Source organism: Bradyrhizobium sp. HKCCYLRH3059, assembly GCF_051168035.1.
In the GTDB taxonomy this organism is placed as follows: domain Bacteria; phylum Pseudomonadota; class Alphaproteobacteria; order Rhizobiales; family Xanthobacteraceae; genus Bradyrhizobium.
The window spans coordinates 64,289-85,624 of the sequence record NZ_JBNPUF010000008.1 but is presented as its reverse complement, the minus strand read 5'-3'; the positions used below and the strand labels follow the sequence as shown (position 1 = coordinate 85,624).

18 protein-coding genes are annotated in these 21,336 nt (G+C 65.7%); 9 read left to right on the top strand and 9 right to left on the bottom strand.

Annotation, left to right across the window (positions count from 1 at the left end; translation table 11 throughout):
- Window positions 1–622 precede the first annotated feature (622 nt).
- Genes ACQR13_RS24500 through ACQR13_RS24480 form a run of 5 tightly spaced genes read right to left on the bottom strand, consistent with a single transcriptional unit; the run spans window position 623 to window position 6,350 of the window.
- Window positions 623–1,609, bottom strand: a complete 987-nt coding sequence (locus tag ACQR13_RS24500; protein ID WP_316186873.1) for a 3-hydroxybutyryl-CoA dehydrogenase — start codon at window positions 1,607–1,609, stop codon at window positions 623–625.
- The gene (locus ACQR13_RS24495) at window positions 1,606–2,700 is read right to left on the bottom strand and encodes an NAD/NADP-dependent octopine/nopaline dehydrogenase family protein (protein ID WP_315752005.1); all 1,095 of its coding nucleotides are present in this window, start codon (window positions 2,698–2,700) and stop codon (window positions 1,606–1,608) included. Before ACQR13_RS24495 ends, ACQR13_RS24500 begins: the two co-directional genes overlap by 4 nt.
- Window positions 2,701–2,719: 19 nt before the next feature.
- Window positions 2,720–4,234 carry a class I adenylate-forming enzyme family protein gene (locus tag ACQR13_RS24490; RefSeq protein ID WP_315752004.1) on the bottom strand — a complete coding sequence of 505 codons (1,515 nt, stop codon included), beginning with the start codon at window positions 4,232–4,234 and terminating at the stop codon, window positions 2,720–2,722.
- 2 nt (window positions 4,235–4,236) lie between these two features.
- On the bottom strand, window positions 4,237–5,523 hold the full coding sequence (locus ACQR13_RS24485; RefSeq protein ID WP_434863317.1) for an acyl-CoA dehydrogenase family protein: 1,287 nt from the start codon (window positions 5,521–5,523) through the stop codon (window positions 4,237–4,239).
- On the bottom strand, window positions 5,523–6,350 hold the full coding sequence (locus ACQR13_RS24480; RefSeq protein ID WP_434863316.1) for an alpha/beta fold hydrolase: 828 nt from the start codon (window positions 6,348–6,350) through the stop codon (window positions 5,523–5,525). The genes ACQR13_RS24485 and ACQR13_RS24480 overlap by 1 nt, the downstream gene beginning before the upstream one ends.
- 170 nt (window positions 6,351–6,520) lie before the next feature.
- On the opposite strand from ACQR13_RS24480, the gene ACQR13_RS24475 reads away from it, so the two are divergent.
- The 4 genes from ACQR13_RS24475 (at window position 6,521) to ACQR13_RS24460 (ending at window position 11,904) form a co-directional block, all read left to right on the top strand.
- Complete coding sequence (locus tag ACQR13_RS24475; RefSeq protein ID WP_315715613.1) at window positions 6,521–7,282, top strand: SDR family NAD(P)-dependent oxidoreductase; 762 nt, start codon at window positions 6,521–6,523, stop codon at window positions 7,280–7,282.
- 48 nt (window positions 7,283–7,330) lie between these two features.
- Window positions 7,331–8,167, top strand: a complete 837-nt coding sequence (locus ACQR13_RS24470) for an enoyl-CoA hydratase family protein (RefSeq protein ID WP_315715614.1) — start codon at window positions 7,331–7,333, stop codon at window positions 8,165–8,167.
- An 87-nt stretch (window positions 8,168–8,254) separates the two neighbouring features.
- Window positions 8,255–10,603, top strand: a complete 2,349-nt coding sequence (locus ACQR13_RS24465; RefSeq protein ID WP_434863315.1) for a bifunctional salicylyl-CoA 5-hydroxylase/oxidoreductase — start codon at window positions 8,255–8,257, stop codon at window positions 10,601–10,603.
- Window positions 10,604–10,656: 53 nt separating this feature from the next.
- Entirely contained in the window at window positions 10,657–11,904 is a 1,248-nt protein-coding gene (locus ACQR13_RS24460; protein WP_316186024.1) for a flavin-dependent oxidoreductase, read from the top strand.
- Window positions 11,905–12,021: 117 nt separating this feature from the next.
- On the opposite strand, the gene ACQR13_RS24455 is transcribed toward ACQR13_RS24460, so the two are convergent.
- On the bottom strand, window positions 12,022–12,480 hold the full coding sequence (locus ACQR13_RS24455) for a cupin domain-containing protein (RefSeq protein ID WP_315751999.1): 459 nt from the start codon (window positions 12,478–12,480) through the stop codon (window positions 12,022–12,024).
- 20 nt (window positions 12,481–12,500) lie between these two features.
- Window positions 12,501–13,685 (bottom strand): ABC transporter substrate-binding protein, encoded by a 1,185-nt coding sequence (locus ACQR13_RS24450; RefSeq protein WP_315715618.1) that lies wholly within the window; start codon window positions 13,683–13,685, stop codon window positions 12,501–12,503.
- A 305-nt stretch (window positions 13,686–13,990) separates the two neighbouring features.
- On the opposite strand from ACQR13_RS24450, the gene ACQR13_RS24445 reads away from it, so the two are divergent.
- From ACQR13_RS24445 to ACQR13_RS24430, 4 genes are all read left to right on the top strand, one after another.
- Entirely contained in the window at window positions 13,991–14,485 is a 495-nt protein-coding gene (locus ACQR13_RS24445; protein WP_315751998.1) for a MarR family winged helix-turn-helix transcriptional regulator, read from the top strand.
- A gap of 165 nt (window positions 14,486–14,650) precedes the next feature.
- A complete protein-coding gene (locus ACQR13_RS24440; RefSeq protein ID WP_315751997.1) occupies window positions 14,651–16,342 on the top strand; it encodes a benzoate-CoA ligase family protein in 1,692 nt (563 codons plus the stop codon).
- 21 nt (window positions 16,343–16,363) lie between these two features.
- Window positions 16,364–16,810: a RidA family protein gene (locus ACQR13_RS24435; protein WP_315751996.1), complete on the top strand. Its 447-nt coding sequence runs from the start codon at window positions 16,364–16,366 to the stop codon at window positions 16,808–16,810.
- A gap of 700 nt (window positions 16,811–17,510) precedes the next feature.
- Window positions 17,511–17,786, top strand: a complete 276-nt coding sequence (locus tag ACQR13_RS24430; protein WP_315715622.1) for a hypothetical protein — start codon at window positions 17,511–17,513, stop codon at window positions 17,784–17,786.
- A gap of 302 nt (window positions 17,787–18,088) precedes the next feature.
- On the opposite strand, the gene ACQR13_RS24425 is transcribed toward ACQR13_RS24430, so the two are convergent.
- The gene (locus tag ACQR13_RS24425) at window positions 18,089–19,462 is read right to left on the bottom strand and encodes a vWA domain-containing protein (RefSeq protein WP_315751995.1); all 1,374 of its coding nucleotides are present in this window, start codon (window positions 19,460–19,462) and stop codon (window positions 18,089–18,091) included.
- 7 nt (window positions 19,463–19,469) lie between these two features.
- Window positions 19,470–20,429, bottom strand: a complete 960-nt coding sequence (locus ACQR13_RS24420; protein WP_315751994.1) for an AAA family ATPase — start codon at window positions 20,427–20,429, stop codon at window positions 19,470–19,472.
- Window positions 20,430–20,705: 276 nt separating this feature from the next.
- Here ACQR13_RS24420 and ACQR13_RS24415 point away from each other — a divergent pair, with 276 nt between their 5' ends.
- Window positions 20,706–21,119, top strand: coding sequence for a TspO/MBR family protein (locus ACQR13_RS24415; protein ID WP_315752142.1), 414 nt, complete (start codon window positions 20,706–20,708; stop codon window positions 21,117–21,119).
- The last annotated feature ends 217 nt before the right edge of the window (window positions 21,120–21,336 follow it).

Genomic DNA, 21,336 nt, shown 5'->3' with positions numbered 1-21,336 from the left:
AACGATCGCTCGCGGACGTGAAGTCGCAGCGTCCTGATACCCCGATGCTGGTATCAAGTCGCGTCGGCCTGAGTGCCGCGCGGTGATGGTGGCCAACAAGCCCGGCGCACCAGGGAGACTGCGTATAAGCGTTAGACCCATCGCGCAGGGAATGCCGGCGTGTTCGGCTTTGCCTGTGGTACCTGCCGCCTGCATTTTTTTCGCAGGCGGGCCATGGGTGAGGCCTTCACCCGGCATTCCCTGCGCCCTCTGCATGATTCGCGAGGGACCCATTCGATGCATGACTCGGGCGAGATGCGCCGCGAGAACGACCAGTTATGTCGTAGCTGTTTATTTGGCCCGCTGTTTGAGCCGTGAACCCACCCCACCCACCGCCGTCGGCGTTCGCCGGGACGACGTCGGAGTTCGTTGATGTCGTTGCGGTCAACATTCGCGAGAGGCGAAGATCACCGCAGCCGTAGGGTGGGCAAAGCGGCCACCCGCAGGGCGGTTGCGTGCCCACCGTAGATCCACGCAATCGGTGCGACTGGTGGGCACGGCGCGCGAGAGATCGTCACGATCCGGCGACGGCGTGGCGCGCCTTTGCCCACCTCACGGCTCCGTTGCTGCCGCGTGCTCCGCCTCAATCCACCACCGGCGGCCGGGCGAGCTTGAAATGCCGCAGCATCTCGACCAGCGCGCCGAGCCGCTGCTCGCGATAGGCCGCAACGTCCATGCCGGAATAATCGAGGAAGCCGGCGCCGGTGCGCAGGCCGATGCGGCCCTCGGCCATGTTGCGCTCGATCACCTCGGGTGCGCGGTAGCGGTCGCTGCCCAGCGCGCCTTCGAGGTAGCGGCTGGCGTAGTAGAGAATGTCACCGCCACCCCAGTCGATGAATTCGAGCAGGCCGAGCACCGCGTAGCGGAAGCCGAAGCCGTAGCGGATCGCCTTGTCGATCTCCTCGGCGCTGGCGACGCCTTCGTCGACCATGCGCGCCGCCTCGTTCATGGCGAGCGCCTGGATGCGCGGCACGATGAAGCCCGGCGTCGCCGCGCAGACCACCGGCACCTTGCCGATGTCTTCCAGTAGCGCCTTCAGCCCCGCGGTGACATCGGGATCGGTCGCCTTGCCCGGCGAGATCTCGACCAGCGGAATCAGATAGGCTGGATTGAGCCAGTGCGCATTCAGGAAGCGCTCAGGACGCTCCACCGCACCAGAGAGATCGTCGACCAGGATCGTCGATGTCGTCGAGGCGATGATGACGTCGGGCGCGACCGCGCGCGACGCCGCAGCCAGCACTTCGCGCTTGAGGTCGACGATCTCCGGCACGCCTTCGAACACCAGCGTGGTCTGTGCGAGGACATCGCCGCTCGAGCCGGCCGGCGCGACGGCGATCTTGTCCATCAGCTTGTTGGCGTCAGCGGCCTGCAGCATCCCGAGCCGCGCCAAGGTCGCGAATGTCGCGCCGACCTCGCCGAGCGCATCGCGCTGCAGGCTGGCGAACTCTTCCGCCGTGCGCGGCTTGATGTCGATCATCGTCACGGGATGGCCGGCATAGGCGAAGGCGACGGCGATGCCGCGGCCCATGCGGCCGGCGCCGAGGCAGGCGATATGACCGCGCGCGCTCATTGAGCAAATCCATCGCGCAGCAACGCCTGCAGTGCGGTCCGGTCGAGACCAGCCAGGCCGAGGCTCGCCAGCGTGCGTCCCGTTGCCATGAAATCCTCACCGCAGATCGCACCGCCGATGGCCAGGAAGGCGCGGGCGAGCGGCGTCGGCGTGCCGGTCAGCTCGGCGGCCGAGATCAGGAACGACAGGCCGAGCCTGAGATCCTCGCGCATGTAGCGGTGCTGCGTCAGCACGAGCTGCTCGCGCCAATCGCCGGAATCGGTCAACCGATCGTGCGAGCCGCGGCCATACATCCAGATCTCGCCCTCCTTGGCATAGTGATGCGCCAGCGGAAAATGCGGCGCGCCGTAGCCGAGCGCCTCGCGCACCGCGATCCGCTCCGCATCGAGCGCATCGGTAACGCGGCGGATCGAAGGTTGCGTGCCTTCCTTGTGAATGTCCCAGCGCTCGAAATGCTCGATGGGGCCGGCATTCATCACGATCAGCGGCGGATGGATGATGCAGCCGGCATTCATCAGAGCGCCCGACAGCGCATCGCCGCATGGCTCGATCACGCCGGGGAAGGCGCGGCCGATCACCGCGAGCGCGTGCTCCGCCGTCTTGAGAGGAAACACGCCGACCGGGAGCCGCTTGGCCCGGATGGTGATGGCAACCTCGAACGGGCCGTGCTTGCGCGTCAGCCAGGGCAGGGTGCCGGTCTCGGCGTAGCTGACGCTGGCTTCATTGCCGGCCTCGCGCGCCGCCGCTGCGAAGATCATGGTGCCGAAGGTCGCCGGGGGCAGGAACACGACCTGCCCATCGGCGAGATGCGGCGCCAGCAGGCGGGCGATGTCGGCTTGCGCGAAGGCCGGCGCCGGGCAGAGGATCAGCTCGGCACCGCTGATAGCCTCGCCGATGTCGGTCGTGACCAGCGCGAGCCGCGCCTCATGCCGGCCATTGACGTCCTTGACGACGATCGTCGAGCCCGCCGCGCGATGCTGCGCGACAGCGTCCGCATCGCGGCGCCACAGCCGGACCTCGTGACCTCCCAGCGCGAAATCGCCTGCCGCTGCAAAGGAGCCGTTGCCGCCGCCGAGCACTGCAATTTTCAAGAGTGCGTCTCCGTCTCGCTTATTTGGGGCCGTCGATCTGGCGCAGCAGATGGTGCTGCACCTTGCCGAGCGCAGTGCGCGGCAGGTCGTCGACGAACACGATGTCGCGCGGCACCTTGAAGCGCGCGAGCTGCGCCTGCAGATGCGCGCGCAAGGTGTCCACATCGAGCGCGCAGCCCTGGCGCCTGACGACGAACGCCACCGGCACCTCGTCCCAGCGCGGATCGGGCCGGCCGATCACGCCGCATTCGACGACGTCGGGATGCTCGCGGAGCACGCGCTCGATCTCGGCCGGATAGACGTTCTCGCCGCCGGAGATGATCATGTTGTTCTTGCGCTCGAGCACGAAGAAGTACCCCTCGGCATCGCGCTGGGCGATGTCGCCGGTGCGGTACCAGCCGTCATGGATCGCCTGTTGCGTGGCTTTGGCGTTGCCCCAATATTCGAAGAACAAATTGGGCCCGCGCACGGCGATCTCGCCCGCTTTGCCCGCCGGAAGCTCGTCGCCGTCTTTGTCGATGATCTTGGCCTCGCAGCACAGCCCGGGCAGGCCGGTCGAGCCTGCGCGCGAGAGGTCGCCGCCGAGCCGTGTGTAGACCGCGATCGGACAGGTCTCGGTCGAGCCATAGACCTGCAGCACCGGCACGCCGCGCGCCGTGATACGCTCGATCAGCGCTGGCGGCACGATGCTCGATCCGGTCGCAACAGCTCTCAGCGAGGACAGGTCCGTCGCGTTCCAATCGGGATGCTCGGTGACGGCCTGGATGGTTGCCGGCACCAGCACGGTCAATGTCGGCCGGTCGTTGACGATCGCTGCCAGCGTCGAATCCGGCGTGAAGCGGGCGTGCAGCGTGACGGTGGCGCCGTGATGCAGGGCCGGCGTGGTCTGGATGTTGAGGCCGCCGACATGGAACAGCGGCAGCACCGTCAGTACGTGATCATCGGAGGTCAGGCCATGCATGTGCTGGCTCATCACCCCGTTCCACAGCAGCGCCTCCTGCCGCAGCACCGCGCCCTTCGGCCGGCCCGTGGTGCCCGAGGTGTAGACGATCAGCAGCGGGCAGGAGAGATCGATGTGCGGGTTGCGGTCGTCGCCATGACCGCGCGCCAGCAGTTCATCGAGCGTCAGTCCGTCGGCCGGGGCAAAGTCGATGCCGACCGGCGCTGTCTCCGGGTGGCTCTCGGCCAGCGCCGGCAGCACCGGCGCGAACGCCTGCTCCAGCACCAGCACCTTGGCGGCAGCATCCGAGAGAATGAAGACCTGCTCGGCCACTGCAAGCCGCCAGTTCAACGGCACCAGGATCGCGCCGAGCCGCGCACAGGCATAGAGCAGGACCAGATAGTCCGGCCGGTTGAGGCTCAGAATCGCGACGCGGTCGCCACGTCCGACGCTGAACTCCGACTTGAGCGCGCGCGCCATCAGCGCGATGCGCTCGCTGAAATCGGCATAACTCTGCGTTACGCCATCGAAATGGATCGCCGGCTTGTCCGGCGTGAACGCCGCATTGCGCTCGATCAGGCTGCAGAGGTCCACGCTCAGTCGTCCGTCTCGCCGGGCTCGTACAGTGCCTCGCGGCCGATGCGGTCGAGGCACAATTCCGCGGTCCAGGGCAACATCAGGGAGCCGCAACGGCTGTCGCGATAGATGCGCTCCAGCGGCAGCGTCTTCAGCATCGATTGTCCGCCGCAGGTGCGGATGGCGAGCGCCGCCAGGTCATTGGCCCCCTCCATCACCGAGTACTGCGCCGCATAGGCGCGCAGCACCTGCTCCTTCGTCGGATTGGCGCGTGCCTCAGTGACGGCCTGGAACCAGATGCCTTTGATCTGTTCCAGCTTGATCTGCATCTGCGCGACCGCGATCTGCTTGGTCGGGTACATCCGCCGCTTGACCGGCGGCATGCCCGGCACCTCGCCGCGCAGATATTTGACGGTGAAGTCATACGCGGCCTGCGCCAGCCCCATATAGGTCGGCGACAGCGTCATGAACATGTGCGGCCAGCGCATCGCTGCCTGGAAGTAGACGCCGCGCGGCATCAAGGCGGCGTCCTCCGCAACGAAGACATCCTTGAACAGCAGTGTGCGTGACACCGTGCCGCGCATGCCCAGCGGATCCCAGTCACCGACGACAGAGACGCCCTCCGTTTTCGCCGGCACCGCGAGATAGAGCGTGTTGCGGCGGGACGCCTTCTCACCCTCGCTGACTTCGGTGCATAGCACTCCATAATAATCTGCGTGTCCGGCAAGCGAGGCGAAGATCTTCTTGCCGTTGATCAGCCAGCCGCCCTTGACCGGCTTGGCCTCGGTGCCGAACGCGACGCCGCCCGCTGCCGCCGCGCCGCCCTCCGAGAACGGCTGCGAATAGATCGCGCCGTCGTCGACGATGCGCTTGTAGTGGATCGCGCGCCGCCGCTCGTGCTCGGCGCGGACGTCCTCGTCCATGTCGAGATCGTCGGCGAGCGGTCCGGACCACAGGGTCGAGCAGACGTGCATGTTCCAGGTCAGCGCCGTGGCGCCGCAATAGCGGCCGATCTCGGCGGCGGTGAGTGCATAGGTCTGGTAGCCCGCACCGAGGCCGCCGAGAGCCTTGGGAACGGAGATGCCGAGCAGGCCCGCGCGATGCAGGTCCTTGTAGTTCTCAGTCGGAAAGCTCGCCTCGCGATCCCAGGTCGCGGCGCGGCCCGCCAGCACGCTCTGCCCGAGTTCCCGGGCCCGTGTGATGATGTCGGCCTGCTCGGCCGTGAGCCGATATGCGGCCGGATCGAATATCGGCGCATCGAGGACTTCGCCGGAGGCCATCGCCGTCTTCTGGACCGGGACCGTCATCATCTCTCCGCTGTCGCTGGTGTTGCACGTGCCGTCAGGAACGTATCGAGGGCGGCGTTGAACTCGCCGGGCCGTTCGAGATTGACGAGATGACCGGCGCCCTGAAGTTCGACGTAGTCGGACGAGGGAATGAAGCTCGCCATCTTCTCCATCATCGGCGCCGGCGCGTTGCGATCCTTCGAGCCCGAGAGCACCAGCGTCGGCACCTTGATGTCCTTCAAGGCTTGTCGCCGGTCGAAACCGAGCAGGGCCAGCATGCTGGCGCGGTAGCTTGCCTCGGGCACGCCGGCCATGCAGGAGGTTGCAATTTCAAGGCCGTGCGGATCGGGGTCGTCGCCGACCAACTCCTTGACCAAGCCGGGCGCCAGTGACGCCATCGTCGCTCCCCGATCGAGCGGGCCGAGGCGCGCCTCGATGAACGACTTCTGCCAGTCGCCGTCGGCCTTGCCGAACGCCGGGCTGGTCTGAGCCAACACCACGGCTGCCGCGGCCTGCGGATGCGTCGTCAGCCATTCCTGTACGATCATTCCGCCGATGGAATGACCAACGAGGATCGGCTGCTTGGCGCCGATCTGGATCAGGAAGTCTCGAAGCGCAGCGGCGAGCGTGGTGATGCTGACCATGTCGAGCCGTGCGGATCTGCCATAGCCCGGCATGTCCCAGGCCACCGCGTGGCAGCGCTCGCCGAAATAATCGAGCTGACCACGCCATGCGCGCGCGGCACCACCGATGCCGTGCAGGAACACAACGCTCTGCTGCTCAGGCGTCCCCGATGCCTCGTAGCCGAAGCGGCCGTCCTTCGTGGTAAAGATTTGCGACGCAGGCACGCAGACCTCCGAGATATGCCCGAGGCCGCTACGTTGCTCGCTCCGGGCCCTTGAACGCTAGTCGCGGTAACCGAGGTGTCAAGCCGCTTCCGGCATGTTGTTGCAAAAATTTGAAGTTTAAAATAACTTCCCCGTCGAGACCTGCCAACAAAATCAGAGGAGGCGCACGCATGTCCGGACTTCCGCAAGCCGCGCATGCGATGGTGACGGGGGGCGGGCGCGGCATCGGTCGCGAAATCGCGCGCGCCTTGAAGCTTGCGGGCGCAACCGTGACGATCGTCGGTCGCAACGGCGCAACGCTCGATGAGGCGGTCGCGGCCGGATGCGCGGATCACGCCGCAATCGCCGATGTTGCCGATCCGGCGGCGCTCAATGCCGCAGCCGCAAGCGCCGCCGCGCGTCGGCCGATCGACATCCTGATTGCCAATGCGGGAAGCGCAGAATCGGCGCCGTTCCTGAAATCCGACACCGCGCTGTTCCATCGCATGATGGACATCAACTTCATGGGCGTCGTACACGCCGTGCAGGCGGTGCTGCCGGCGATGAAGGGCAGGCCCTATGGCAGGATTGTCGCCGTGGCGTCGACCGCAGGCCTCAAGGGCTATCCCTATGTCAGCGCGTACACCGCGGCCAAGCATGCGGTCGTCGGCCTCACGCGATCGCTGGCGCTGGAGCTGGCCGCGACGCGCGTCACGGTCAATGCCGTGTGTCCCGGCTTTACCGATACCGATCTTGTCGCGGAAAGCGTCGACAACATCATGAAAAAGACCGGCCGCAGCCGGGAGCAAGCGATCGCCGAACTTGCCAAGCACAATCCGCAGGGGCGTCTCATCACGCCGCAGGAGGTTGCCGACACCGTGCTGTGGCTGTGCGGCAGCGGTGCCGGTGCGATCACAGGGCAGGCGATCGCGGTTGCCGGCGGCGAAGTGTGAGCCGCAGCGCCCTGGCCTAACGAAGACACTTGAACAGAGGGAGCTTACATGTCGAGACCGGCCAATCCCGTCACCGTGCCGCTGGCGGACTACAAGCCCAGCCATTTCCTGCTTGCGGTCAAGGATCGCGTCGCGACCGTGACGTTGAACCGGCCCGAGCGCAAGAACCCGCTGACCTTCGAGAGTTATCGCGAGCTGACCGACTTCTTCCGGGCCTGCGCGTTCGACGATGACGTCAAGGCGATCGTCGTGGCCGGTGCAGGCGGCAATTTCTCGTCCGGCGGCGACGTTTTCGAGATCATCGGTCCACTGGTGAAGATGGACACTAAGGGCCTGACCGCGTTCACCCGCATGACCGGCGATCTGGTCAAGGCGATGCGCGCCTGTCCTCAGCCGGTCGTGGCTGCCGTGGAGGGCATCTGCGCCGGCGCGGGCGCGATCGTCGCGATGGCCTCGGATATCCGGCTCGCCACAACCGGTGCCAAGGTCGCCTTCCTGTTCAACAAGGTCGGCCTTGCCGGCTGCGACATGGGCGCTTGTGCGATCCTGCCGCGCATCATCGGCCAGTCGCGCGCCTCCGAGCTGCTCTACACCGGCCGCTTCATGAGCGCGGACGAAGGCGAGCGCTGGGGCTTCTTCAGCCGTATCGTTGCGCCGGCCGAAGTGCTGACCCAGGCGGTGACGCTGGCGACCGAGATCGCGAACGGTCCAACCTTCGCCAACACCATGACCAAGCGCATGCTGGCCATGGAATGGGCGATGTCGGTGGAGGAGGCGATCGAGGCGGAGGCAGTTGCCCAGGCCTTGTGCATGACAACAGAGGATTTCAATCGCGCTTTCGAAGCCTTCGCCGCCAAGTCCAAACCGGTCTTCCAGGGGAATTGAGCTGCTGCGGGAACCGAAGGGACTTGCCAGGAGATATTTTAGGTCTAAAATAATTTTCATTGGCTCGGCTCTCCAGTGGAGGCGCTCATGAAGATCGCGATCATCGGCGGCGGACCTGCCGGTCTCTATGCGGCGATATTGCTCAAGAAGCAGCGGCCCAGCGCCGACATCGCGGTCTACGAGCGCAACCGCGCCGACGATACGTTCGGCTTCGGCGTGGTGTTCTCCGACGCCACGCTCGACAATTTCGAGAAGCACGATCTGCCGAGCTACCAGCGGATCACCCAGGAGTTCGCCTACTGGGATGATATTGCCGTGCATTTCCGCGGCACGGTCCACCGGGTCGGCGGCAATGGTTTCTGCGGCTGCTCGCGCCGCACGCTGCTGCGAATCCTGCAGGAGCGAGCGCGCGAGCTGGGTGTGACCCTGCAGTTCGAGGTCGACCTCGAGGACGAGTCGCAATTCGCTGATGCGGATCTCCTGATCCTGTCTGACGGCATCAACAGTCGTTTCCGTCAGAAGTACGTCGATCACTTCCAGCCGGAGGTGGATCTGCGCGCCAACAAGTTCGCGTGGATGGGCTCGACCAAGCCGCTCGATGCCTTCACCTTCATCTTCCAGGAGACCGAGTGGGGTCCGTTCATCGCGCACGCCTACCAATACGAGGCGGGGCACTCGACCTGGATCTTCGAGACGGATCCGGAGACTTTTGAGCGGGCCGGCCTGACCGGGCTCGACGAGCGGCAGTCCGCCGATCGCATGAAGGAGATCTTCGGCTGGTTCCTCGGCGACCATCCGCTGCTGATCAACCGCTCGATGTGGCGCAATTTCCCGATGATCCGCAACAAGCGCTGGGTCAAGGACAACATGGTGCTGCTCGGTGACGCCAAGTCGACTGCGCATTTCTCGATCGGCTCGGGCACCAAGCTTGCGATGGAGGACGCGATCGCGCTGGCTGACGCCATGCAGCGCGCGCCCAACATTCCGGCGGCGCTCGATCTTTACGAGCATGGCCGGCGCGAGGAGGTCGAGAAGACCCAGCACGCCGCCGACGTGTCGCTGGTCTGGTTCGAGCACGTCGACCGCTTCTGGGATTTCGATCCGGTTCAGTTCGCGTTCGGCGTGATGACGCGCTCGAAAGCGATCACCTACGACAATCTCACTCTGCGCGCGCCGGACTTCGTGGCCGAGGTTGACAAGGCCTTCGCGCGGCAGGTGCGATCCAAGGGGTTTGACGTCGATGTCGACAAGCCGGTCGCGCCGATGTTCCAGCCGCTCAAGCTGCGCGAGATGACGCTCGCCAACCGCGCCGTGCTGTCGCCGATGTGCATGTACTCGGCCGAGGAGGGCGTGCCCGGCGATTTCCACCTCGTGCATTATGGCTCGCGGGCGATCGGCGGCGCTGGCCTGCTGTTCACAGAGATGACCTGCGTCAGCCGCGATGCGCGTATCACGCCTGGCTGCGCCGGCCTTTGGAACGATGCGCAGCAAGCGGCGTGGAAGCGCATCGTCGATTTCGTTCATGCGAACTCGCGGGCGAAGTTCGCGCTGCAGCTCGGCCACGCGGGCCGCAAGGGCGCGACCAAGTTGATGTGGGACGGCATGGACCGTCCGCTGGAGCAGGGCGGCTGGGACATCGTGTCGGCGTCGCCGCTGCCGTACTTCCCGGACAGCCGGGTGCCGCGCGAGCTCGACCGCGCGGCAATGGATGCGATCAAGGCCGACTTCGTTGCGGCCGCCGAACGCGGCCACGCTTGCGGCTTCGACATGCTGGAGCTGCACTGCGCCCACGGCTATCTGCTCGCCAGCTTCATCTCGCCGCTGACAAACAAGCGGACGGACGAATACGGCGGGTCGCTGGAGAACCGGTTACGCTTTCCGTTGGACGTGTTCGCCGCCATGCGCGCGGCGTGGCCGGCGCACAAGCCGATGTCGGTGCGCATCTCCGCCACCGATTGGGCCGACGGCGGCGTCACTGGTGACGACGCGGTGCTGATCGCCCGCGCGTTCGGCGAGGCCGGCGTCGATCTCGTCGATGTCTCGACCGGCCAGACCGTTTGCGAGGCCAAGCCGATCTACGGCCGCATGTTCCAGACGCCCTTCTCCGATCAGGTCCGCAACGAGGCCCATGTCGCGACCATGTGCGTCGGCAACATCACCTCGGCCGATCAGGTCAACACGATCCTCGCCGCCGGCCGCGCCGATCTCGTCGCGCTCGGTCGCCCGCATCTGGTCGACCCCGCCTTCACGATGAAGGCCGCGGCCTGGTACGGCGCCGACATGTTCTGTCCGCCGCAATACCTGCCGGGCAAGGAGCAGATCTTCCGCAACAGCGTCCGCGATCGGCAGGATTTCGAGGAGCTGAAGATTAAGGCTAAGCCGAAAACGCGGGCCGAGCTGACGGCAGAGGCTGCGAAGCCGCTTGCGGCGGAGTAAGGCTCCGTGCCACGCTGCTGCCCGGTACGAGAAGTACGAGTGGAGTAGAGGCGATGAAGGCGATCATCGTTGGCGGCGGTATCGGCGGATTGACCACGGCCCTGATGCTGCGGGCGCGCGGCATCGACTGTGAGCTGTTCGAGCAGGCGGATGCAATCCGAGAGCTCGGTGTCGGCATCAACACCCTGCCGCACGCGATTCGGGAGCTCGCCCAGCTCGGGCTGCTCGACCGGCTCGACGAAGTCGCCATCCGGACCTATGAGCTGTTCTACCTGACTCGGCGCGGCCAGGAGGTCTGGCACGAGACCCGCGGGCTCGACGCCGGCCACGACGTGCCGCAATTCTCGATTCACCGCGGCCGTCTGCAGAGCGTGATCCATCAGGCGGTGATGCAGCGGCTCGGGCCTGAGAAGGTCCACACCGGCTGCCGGCTCGGCTCGTTCACCCAGGACGAGGGCGGTGTGACCGCCTATTTCTTCGACCGCAGCGGCGCTCATGTTCACACCGTCCGCGGGGACGTCCTGATCGGCGCCGACGGCATTCATTCCAAGGTCCGGCAGACGCTGTTCCCCAATGAGGGCGCGCCGTGCTGGAACGGCCTGATGCTGTGGCGCGGCGCCACCGACTGGCCGGTGTTCCTGACCGGGCGGTCGATGATCATCGCCGGCGGCCTGAACGCCAAGGCGGTGATCTATCCGATCGCCGAGGGCTCGAGCCCCGCGACCCGCCTCACCAACTGGGCCGTGCTGGTGCGCATCGGCGATGCCAACACCGCGCCGCCGCGGCGTGAGGACTGGTCGCGGCTCGGCAAGACGGACGAGCTGATGCCGCATGTCAACGGCTTCTCCATTCCCCAGGTCGACTTCGCCGCGATGGTGCGGGCGACGCCGGAGTTCTGGGAATATCCCTGCTGCGACCGCGATCCGCTGCCGTACTGGTCGAGCGGCCGCGTCACTTTGTTGGGCGATGCCGCGCATCCGATGTACCCGGTCGGCTCCAACGGCGCCTCGCAGGCCATTCTCGATGCCCGCGCGCTCGTCGATGCCTTGGCTCGCTCCGAGCATCCGCGCCAGGCGCTGATGGCCTATGAGCAGAAGCGGCTGCCGATGACCGCCGAGATCGTCGCGTCGAACCGCCGCGGCGGCCCCGAGGGCGTCATCGATGCCGTCGAGCAGCTCGCGCCGCAGGGCTTTACGGACATCAACACCATCCTCAACTACGAGGCCCGCGAGGGTATCGTGCGCGGTTATGCGAGCCGGGCCGGCTTTGCCGCGCGGATGGTGACGCGGCAGGCGTCGTAGCAACGATCTGAGACTGCCCGAACGGCTGCCCCTCACCCCAGCCCTCTCCCCGTGAGGACGGGGAGAGGGAGCGCGCTGCGTTCTGCGCAACAGTTCGAAACAAGCGCCAGATCCGGCTCACGCCCCCGGAGGCGGGGGCAGGAAGTGGATGTTGTGCTCGGCGGCGAGCTTCACCACGTCGTCCGGGTTCTGCTCGCGCATGTTGTGGATCGCCCAGAACAGCTCGTAGAGCCGCCGCGTCGGCGACACCCAGAACAGCGTCTTTGCCGTCTGCTGCGACTTGTTGAAGATGCCGTGCGGCTTGCCCATCGGCAGCCGCACCGTGTCGCCGGCGGTGGCGTATTCCTCGGCGCCATCCAGGAAGAAGTCGAGCCGGCCTTCGAGGATGTAGAGATACTCGTCCTGGTCGGGATGGATGTGCGGCGGCACGAAGGTGCCTACCGGGAACGTCGCGTGCCAGGAGAAGCTGTGCTCGGTGCGGTTCTTCGGCACATAGACCTGGCCGAGAATGTTCCAGGAGATGCCCTGGATGCCCTCATTGGCCCGGGTGATGCCGGCGATTTCCGGATGGTTCATGTCGTTTTCGCTCCCTGCTGTTACTTGGCCGCGCAATCCTTGGCGTAGCGGTCGGCGTAGTTTTCAAACACCTTCTGCACGATCTCGGTCTGGAACTTGCCGTCCGGCCGCTTGGCGACCTTGGTCAGATAGAAGTCCTGGATCGGATAGCCGTTGGTGTTGAACTTGAAGTTACCGCGCAGCGAGGCAAAATCGGCCTTCTTCAGCGCCGCGGCCACTGCATCCTTGTTGCTGAGGTTGCCGCCGACCGCCTTCACGGCGCTGTCGATCAGCAGCGCAGCGTCATAGGCCTGCATCGCGTAGGTGCCGGGCACGCTGTTGTAGGCGGCCTCGTAGCCGGCGACGAACTTCTTGCTCTGCGGATTGTCGAAATTGGGCGCCCAGTTGGCGCCGCCGAACATTCCGACCGCGGCATCCTGCTGCGCAGGGAGCGTGGATTCGTCGACCGTGAAGGCCGAGAGCACCGGAATGGTGTCGGCAAGGCCGGCCTGCTTGAACTGCTTGACGAGGTTCACGCCCATGCCACCCGGCATGAAGGTGAACACGGCGTCCGGCTTCTGCGAGGAGATCTTGGACAGTTCAGGCTGGAAGTCGAGCGTGTTGAGCGGAACGTAGGACTCTTCGACGATCTCGCCCTTGTAGTCGAGCTTGAAGCCGGCGACGGAATCGCGCCCGGCCTGATAGTTCGGAACCAGCAGATACATCTTCTTGTAGCCGCGGTCCTGCGCGACCTTGCCGAGAACGGCATGCACCTGGTCGTTCTGGTACGAGGTCACGTAGAAGTAGGGGCTGCACTCCTTGCCGGCGTAGCTGGACGGACCGGCATTCGGGCTGATCAGGAACGTCTTGTTCTCGGTGACCGGCCGGTGGATCGCCTGCAGCATGTTGGAGAAGATCGGACCGACGACGAAGTCGACCTTGTCACGCTCGAGCAGGCCCTTGACCTTGGTGATCGCGGCGTCCGGCTTCAGCTCGTCGTCGGCGACGACCACCTCGACGTCCTTGCCGCCCATCTTGCCGCCGAGGTCCTTGATGGCAAGGTTGAAGCCGTCGCGGACCTGGCCGCCGAGCGCGGCGGCGGGGCCGGAGAGGGTGACGATGACGCCGATCTTGATCTTGTCGTCGGCCAGCGCCGGCTGGGCGAGCAGGCTCGCGGCAATGCCAAGACCGACGCCGAGACCGGCCAGCTTCGAACTCATTTTCATGACAACTCCCCCGGGATGCGGAAATTCAGGTTTATGTTTTTTGCACATGACCAAACGATGGGCCAGACCGCAGCTTGGTCACAAGCCTAGTCTGATGACGCCCTCAGCTGCAAGCGAGCTGCTTGCGGAAGGGGCAGTTTCGGCACGCATGCAAGCGCCGCGCCAATTGCTTGAAGGTTAAAGGAATTGCCGTCTCATCGTCCTGCGCAAAATGACGGTACATTTTTCCTTGCTCCCAGGAGGTCCTGAAGGTCAAACTCACGAGCCTCGCCAGACGAGGCTGAACGTGCCCAAGTGATTCCGTCATGACGCTTGATTCCGAGACCAAGGCCGTCGAGCTGCCCGAGGACCATGCCGAGGAGCTGCGGCTGTGGCTGCGCCTGCTCACCTGTACGACCCTGATCGAAGGCGAGATCCGCAGCCGGCTGCGCGAGCGTTTCGACGTGACCCTGCCGCGTTTCGACCTGATGGCGCAGCTCGACAAGGCGCCTGATGGCATGACCCTGTCCGACGTCTCCAAGCGCATGATGGTCTCGAACGGCAACGTCACCGGACTGGTCGAGCGCCTCGTCGAATCCGGCCATCTGGATCGCCGCACCTCCGACACCGACCGCCGCGTCCAGGTGATCCGGCTGACCAAGCTCGGCCGCGCCGAATTCCGCAAGATGGCGGCCGAGCACGAGACCTGGATCGCGGACATCTTCGGCGATCTCACGGAGAAGGACGTGCGCGAGTTGATGCGGCTGCTCGCCAAGACCAAGGGGTCGGCGCAGAAGGCCGTGCAGCGCCGGCAGGATTGAAGCGGGCCTGACAGGACGTCGCAGGCCACGCTGCCACGCGCGGCAGGCGCTCAAACAATTTGCGGGCAGTGCACAATCTTCGGCTCTTGCGCCTAGATGTTTTAAGTCTAAAATGTTTAGGACTGAAACGTGCCGGGCGTCCTTCCCTTCAGACAGGAGCGTGTGATGGCCACTGCCGCCAAGGTTCAGCAGCCGGAGAGCGCCAGCGCGCATGCGCATAGCGCCCACGTCGACACCTTCGCCCAGGACAATCTGCCGCCGCGTGAGCTGTGGCCAGACTTCGTCTTCAGCCGGCCCGAATTCCAGTATCCGCCGCGGCTGAACTGCGTGACGCATTTCGTCGATCGCTGGGTCAAGGAGGGGCGGGGCGATGCGCCATGCATCATCAGCGCTGACATCAGCTACACGTATCGCGAGCTGCAGGCACTGGTGAACAGGATCGCCAACGTCCTGGTCGGCAAGCTCGGTCTCGTGCCCGGCGGCCGCGTGCTGCTCCGCTCCGCAAACAATCCGATGATGGTTGCCACCTATCTGGCCGTCATCAAGGCCGGCGGCATCGTGGTCGCCACCATGCCGCTGCTGCGCGCCAAGGAGCTGTCCTATCCGATCCAGAAGGCGCAGATCGCGCTGGCCTTGTGCGACGGCAAGCTGGCCGACGAGATGGAAAAGACCCGCCCGATCGCGCCGGCGCTGAAGCAGGTGGTCTATTGGGGCAACGGCCAGCCCAACGCGCTGGAGGCGCTGATCGCCGATGCCAGCCCGGAGTTCACCGCGGTCGATACCGCCTCCGACGATCTCTGCCTGATCGCATTCACCTCCGGTACGACCGGCGATCCCAAGGGCACCATGCATTTCCACCGCGACATGCTCGCGGTGTGCGACGGCTACGCCCGCAACGTGCTGCGCGCCAGCCAGAGCGACCGCTTCATCGGCACCGCACCGCTCGCCTTCACCTTCGGTTTCGGCGGCGTGCTGTTTCCGATGCACATCGGGGCATCCTACGTCGTGCTGGAAAAGACCTCGCCGGACGATCTGCTCGCGGCCATCGAGCGCTACAAGGCCACCATCTGCTTCACGGCGCCGACCGCCTATCGGGCGATGCTGAGCAAGCTCGAGGGGCGCGACATCTCCTCGCTGCGCAAATGCGTCTCCGCCGGTGAGACCCTGCCGAAGCCGACCTTCGACGCCTGGCTGAAGGCGACCGGGCTGAAGCTGATGGACGGCATCGGCTCGACCGAGATGCTGCATATCTTCATCAGTGCCGTCGAGGACGAGATCCGTCCCGGCGCCACCGGCAAGCCGGTGCCGGGCTACGAGGCCAAGATCGTCGACGACGAGGGCCACGACGTGCCGCCGGGCACGATGGGGCGGCTCGCGGTGCGGGGTCCCACCGGCTGCCGCTATCTCGCCGACGAGCGTCAGCGCAAATACGTCCAGAACGGCTGGAATGTCACCGGCGACACCTATGTGATGGATGAGGACGGCTACTTCTGGTATCAGTCGCGCTCTGACGACATGATCGTCTCGTCCGGCTACAACATCGCCGGCACCGACGTCGAGGCGGCGCTGTTGACGCATGCGGCGGTCGCCGAATGCGGCGTCGTCGGTGCTCCCGACGACGCGCGCGGAATGGTCGTGAAGGCGTATGTCGTGCTGGCGCCGGGGGTAGAAGGCACGCCGGCGCTGGTGGCCGAGCTGCAGGAGCATGTCAAACGCGAGATCGCGCCGTACAAATATCCGCGCGCGATCGAGTTCGTGACGCAACTGCCCAAGACCGAGACCGGCAAGCTGAAGCGGTTCGCCCTGCGGCAGATCGCGCAGGCTGCCGCTACGCCGTCGCCCGGCGCGGCCTCGTAGGAGAGACAAGGAGAGACGTTCGTGAGCACGACCAAGGCGCCCACGCTGGCCGTGGTGAAGCAGGATGAGGCCGAGGGCATGCGCGTTCTGCAGCCGAGCGGCTGGCCGATGCCGAAGGGTTACGCCAACGGCATCAGTGCCGAGGGGCGCATCGTCGTCACCGGCGGCGTGATCGGCTGGGACGCGAGCGAGACGCTCGCCGGTGGCTTCGTGGCGCAGGTGCGGCAGGCGCTGGAAAACATCGCCGCGATCCTGGCTGAAGGCAATGCGCGTCCGGAGCACCTGGTGCGGCTGACCTGGTACGTCGTCGACATGGATGAGTATCTCGGCAATTTGAGGGAGCTTGGGAAGATCTATCGCGAGATCTTTGGCAGTCATTATCCCGCGATGGCCCTGGTGCAGGTCGTCAGGCTGGTCGAGAAGGCCGCGCGGGTGGAGATCGAGGCGACTGCGGTGGTGCCGCGCTGAGGGCGCGTGCTGCCGGCAGGGGCTGGTCTTTGATCGGTCGAATTGGAATGTGACATCGCGTTCTCGCGGCTGGTCGGCCCGAGCTTTGCTGGTCGATCACCCCCGGCGAAAATCGAGGGCGCAGGGAAGGCCGGGTGTCCACCACACCCGCGGCCCCCGTGCGACAGAAAATGCACGGGGCAGGAACCACAGGTGGGCCGAACATGCCGGCCTTCCCTGCGCGATGTTTGACGGCTTATACGTGGTCTCCCTGGTGCGCCGGGCTTGTTGGCCACCATGATCCGCGCGATGCACTGAGCATCGTCGCGAACGTGATACCAGCGTCGGGGTATCAGGACATCACGACTTCACCGTACGCCACGACATCACTCGTCCGCGCAACAAGCGCATGATGCAACGGCGTCCACCGCGGCCTGCCCCACGTATCGTGACGACGCGTACGCCCCTCTTCGCCTGGGCAGGTTGGGCGCAAGCATCGTCGTGATTTGCCCGACGGCACAAGGCCAGCGCGCTGCGACATGGTAACGCGACGGGCAGTCACACAAGACATCACAGTTCGCAGGCATGTCGCTTCGTTAGTGGAACAATTGTGGTCGTCTGATGATCCTGTCGCCGAATGAACGACTTGGGATCGCCATGTCGCAGACATCAACCTGTTCGAGCGTGACGGCGCAGTGGCGGGTGAGAGCAGGGGGCGGACTTGGACTGGAAACTCTTCGTGACGACGGCGCTGGCCGCCGGCATCGGCGCCGCGGCCGGCGCGCTGGCATTGGCGACGGCCGGGGGCGGCGGCATCGAGCATCAGGCCGACGCCAAGATGCTGGAAATCGGCGTCGCCATCCTGCGCGAGCCGGCGCGGGTGGATGACGATCCGATGCGGTCGTGGGCCGTGCGGGTGGTCGAGAAGAAGTCGGGTGTGACTTTTACAGATCAGCAGCGCGCGGCGTTGCTGAAGCGCGCCGCGGGGGGACGGTAGCTCCGCTCCCGGTGCGTAGGGTGGGCAAAGGCGCGCCCTGATCGCGATTGTTTTTTGGCACGGTCTGATCGCGCCGTGCCCGCCGTTGTTCGCGGATGGTCCGCCGGTGGGCACGCGATCGTGCGGCTTACTCCGCACGACGGCTTTGTCCACCCTACGAACTTATGGCGTCATTGCGAGGAGCGCAGCGACGAAGCAATCCAGAGTCGCGCACTCGGCCCTGGATTGCTTCCGCCTTCGCCCGAGAGGGCTTCGGCGGACACGTCGCTGCGCTCGCAATGACGCGTGGGGAGAGCGGAGTGCTACTGATACGCCGAGACGATGTCGCTCACAGCGCGTTCCAATTGCTGAGCTGTCGCGCAGGGGCGCACGACGTTGCAGAAGGTCTGGTAGCGCGGCATCTCTGAATCGCCCCAGCCCCAGGTCATGCGGCCCTCTGGATTGAGCCAGACCACGCGCTTGGCACGTTCGGAGATGGCTTTGAGGATGTCGGCGCGTGGGTCGAGCTTGTTGCTGCGGGCATCACCCAGAATGATCACGGTGGTCTGTGGCGTCACCGACGACATGAACTGCTTCTCGAAATCCACCAGCGAGGAGCCGTAGTCGGACGAGCCGAAGCCGACCTTGTGCATGATCTCGGCCATGGCCTCCTCGGCCGGCTTCTGCTCAAGGATCTCGCTGACCTCGATCAGGTGGCCGGAGAACGCGAACGAGCGAACATCGCTGACGACGTCGTGCAGGCTGTGGATCAGCAGCAGGAAGAAATCCGAGACGCGGGCGACGGAGCCCGAGACGTCGCACAGCGCGACGATCTTCGGGCGGTCGCGGTGCCGGCGCTTCCACGCGGTGAGGAAGGGCACGCTGCCCCAGGCCGCGTTGCGGCGGAGCGTGCGGCGGACGTCGAGATGGCCGCGGCGCTGGCGCTTGCGCGGCTTCGCATAGCGCTCGCGCAGGCGGCGCGCGATCTGCCGGATCAGCGCCCGCATCTCCGCGACCTGGCGCGGCTCGATCCGCGACAGCTGCGCGTTGCGCAGGATCTCGTGGCGAAGGTTCTCGGTCTCCTCGCGGCCGTACAGCGCGAGCGCCTGCGCGACCGCATCGCGCACGGTGTCGCGCAGGCCGTCGAGCCCGGCCTGCAGCCGCTCCGCCAACGCCGGATTGGTCTCGGTGAGCCTATCGAGATCGTCGCGCAGCCGCTGGATCCCCATCGTCTCCAGCATGCGGCTGGAGAACAGGCCGCGCTGGGTGAAGTAGCGGATCTCCGACAGCCCGACGGCGCTGGACGCGTTGGCGATCGCGGCCGAGATGTCAGCCGTGTTCTGCGCCAGCAGCATCTGGGCAAGAGCGCCGAGCTCCGCGTCCGCCTCACCGCCGATCGGCTCTCCGGATGGCGGGGCCGACTGGGCCTCATTCGACGCCGCGTCCTGCTGCGTCTCGTCATTCGCCTCGGCCTGCGCCGGATCGACATGGGCGAAGAACAGGTCGAAGCAGGCGCCGAGCGCCTTCTTCTCGTCCTCGCTCTTGGCGAGCGTCAGCAGCAGGCTGTCGCGCAGCACCGTGCGATCGGCGAGACCGACGCTCGCCACAGCGCGCATCGCGTCGATGCTCTCGGCCGGCGACACGTGCACGCCGGCGCCGCGCGCCGCCCGAAAGAACCGATGCAGGTTCTCCTGCATGAGAGCCTCACCCGAAGATGTTCTGGCGCTGCGCCTTGGCGACGAAGGTCGTCACCTGCGGCAGCGCCACCTCGATGTCGGACTCGTATTTCAAGAGCACGTTGAGCGTATCCTTCACCACGTCATGGCCGAGCTCGGCCGCCTGCAGCAGCACCAGCACGCGCGCCCAGTCGATGGTCTCGCTGACCGACGGCTGCTTCTTCAGGTCGAGCGTTCTGACGTCGTGGATGAAGGCCACGAGCTGCCGGCGCAGATTCTGCGAGATGCCGGGCACGCGGCTCTCGACGATGCGCTCTTCCAGCCGCTGCTCGGGGAAGCCGATGTGCAGATGCAGGCAGCGCCGCTTCAGGGCGTCGCCGAGATTGCGCTCGGAGTTGGAGGTCAGGATCACGGTCGGCGGCTTGGCGGCGGCGATGCTGCCGAGCTCGGGGATCGTGACCTGGAAGTCCGAAAGGATCTCCAGCAGCAGCGACTCGAACTCGGCGTCGGACTTGTCGATCTCGTCGATCAGCAGCACGCAGCCGTTGGGCTCGAGCAGCGCCTGCAGCAGCGGCCGCGGCTCGACGAACTCCTTGGAGAAGAACACGTCGCCGAAATCGTGCAGCTGGCCGAGCGCCGCATGCAAGGTCTGAGCGCCGCCGAGCACCTCGCCGAGCTTGTCCTTCAGGATCTGGGTGTAGAGCAGCTGCTTGGCGTATTTCCACTCATACAGCGCCTTGGCCTCGTCGAGCCCCTCATAACATTGCAGCCGGATCATCTTGAGGCCGCGCCAGGCGGCGATCGCCTTGGCAAGCTCGGTCTTGCCGACGCCGGCTGGGCCCTCGACCAGGATCGGCTTGTCGATCGCCTGCGACAGGTAGACGGCGGTGGCGATCTGGCGGCTGGCGATATAGCCCTCGGCGGCGAGGCCGGCTTCGACGGCCGCGATCGAGGCGATGGCTGAAGAGGGGGCCGGGGAATCAGCCACTGACGAAACTCCGTTTCCTGGTATCAGGACCCGGCGCAGATGTGATCGGCGTTCCGGTCCCTGGACGTTGGTGGTCAGGCGAAAACCCTGACTTTTCCTCGCATTGTGTTATGTCCTGGCTACGCGTCCCGGGCAGCCCTGTCCAGTGCGCGCGTGGGTGCCTCGGCCGCATGGCTGCCGGTCGCCAGCGGACCGGACCGAGAACCTCCTCCTGCAAATCACGCCGAGCGGAATATGAACCGATCCATCCTGCATCTCCTCGTCCTGCTGGTTCTCGTGGTCGGAGGCGGCTGGATCATCGGCGCCTCCAACATGCCCGGCGCCTGGTACGGCTCGCTCAACAAGCCTTGGTTCACCCCGCCCGGCTGGCTGTTTCCGATCGCCTGGACGGTGCTCTACGTCATGATCGCGGTCGCCGGCTGGCGCACCTATGAGCGGGTCGAAAGCGGTGCGGTGATGCAGGTGTGGTGGGGACAGCTAGTGCTGAACTTCGCCTGGTCGCCGGTGTTCTTCACCGCGCATCTGATGTGGGTCGCGTTCGCGATCATCGCCAGCATGTTCGTGCTGATCGTGACCTTCATCGTGATGCAATGGCGCGAGGACCGGATCGCGGCGCTGCTGCTCGTGCCCTATGCCTGTTGGGTCGCGTTCGCGTCGGCGCTGAATTTCTCGGTGAACGTGCTGAATTGAGATGAGGCGGCTGATGGGGCGACGCTGTCAACAATCGGGTGTGCTGCCGCCGCATCCTCCGCTGTGGTCCCTGCGAACGCAGGGACCCATACCGCGGACGGCCGATTGTCGGAAAAGACTCCGAGTTGCCTTTCGTGCTCAACAATCAGGGCCGGTGGTTATGGGTCCCTGCGTTCGCAGGGACGACAGTCGGGGGTGGGGCGGGCAGCGCGGCAGA

Excerpts from the sequence above, each read along its gene's own strand:
- ACQR13_RS24500 (WP_316186873.1), bottom strand. The coding sequence starts at position 1,609 with ATGAGCGCGCGCGGTCATATCGCCTGCCTCGGCGCCGGCCGCATGGGC.
- ACQR13_RS24485 (WP_434863317.1), bottom strand. The coding sequence starts at position 5,523 with ATGACGGTCCCGGTCCAGAAGACGGCGATGGCCTCCGGCGAAGTCCTC.
- ACQR13_RS24475 (WP_315715613.1), top strand. The coding sequence starts at position 6,521 with ATGTCCGGACTTCCGCAAGCCGCGCATGCGATGGTGACGGGGGGCGGG.
- ACQR13_RS24470 (WP_315715614.1), top strand. The coding sequence starts at position 7,331 with ATGTCGAGACCGGCCAATCCCGTCACCGTGCCGCTGGCGGACTACAAG.
- ACQR13_RS24465 (WP_434863315.1), top strand. The coding sequence starts at position 8,255 with ATGAAGATCGCGATCATCGGCGGCGGACCTGCCGGTCTCTATGCGGCG.
- ACQR13_RS24460 (WP_316186024.1), top strand. The coding sequence starts at position 10,657 with ATGAAGGCGATCATCGTTGGCGGCGGTATCGGCGGATTGACCACGGCC.
- ACQR13_RS24455 (WP_315751999.1), bottom strand. The coding sequence starts at position 12,480 with ATGAACCATCCGGAAATCGCCGGCATCACCCGGGCCAATGAGGGCATC.
- ACQR13_RS24450 (WP_315715618.1), bottom strand. The coding sequence starts at position 13,685 with ATGAAAATGAGTTCGAAGCTGGCCGGTCTCGGCGTCGGTCTTGGCATT.
- ACQR13_RS24445 (WP_315751998.1), top strand. The coding sequence starts at position 13,991 with ATGACGCTTGATTCCGAGACCAAGGCCGTCGAGCTGCCCGAGGACCAT.
- ACQR13_RS24440 (WP_315751997.1), top strand. The coding sequence starts at position 14,651 with ATGGCCACTGCCGCCAAGGTTCAGCAGCCGGAGAGCGCCAGCGCGCAT.
- ACQR13_RS24425 (WP_315751995.1), bottom strand. The coding sequence starts at position 19,462 with ATGCAGGAGAACCTGCATCGGTTCTTTCGGGCGGCGCGCGGCGCCGGC.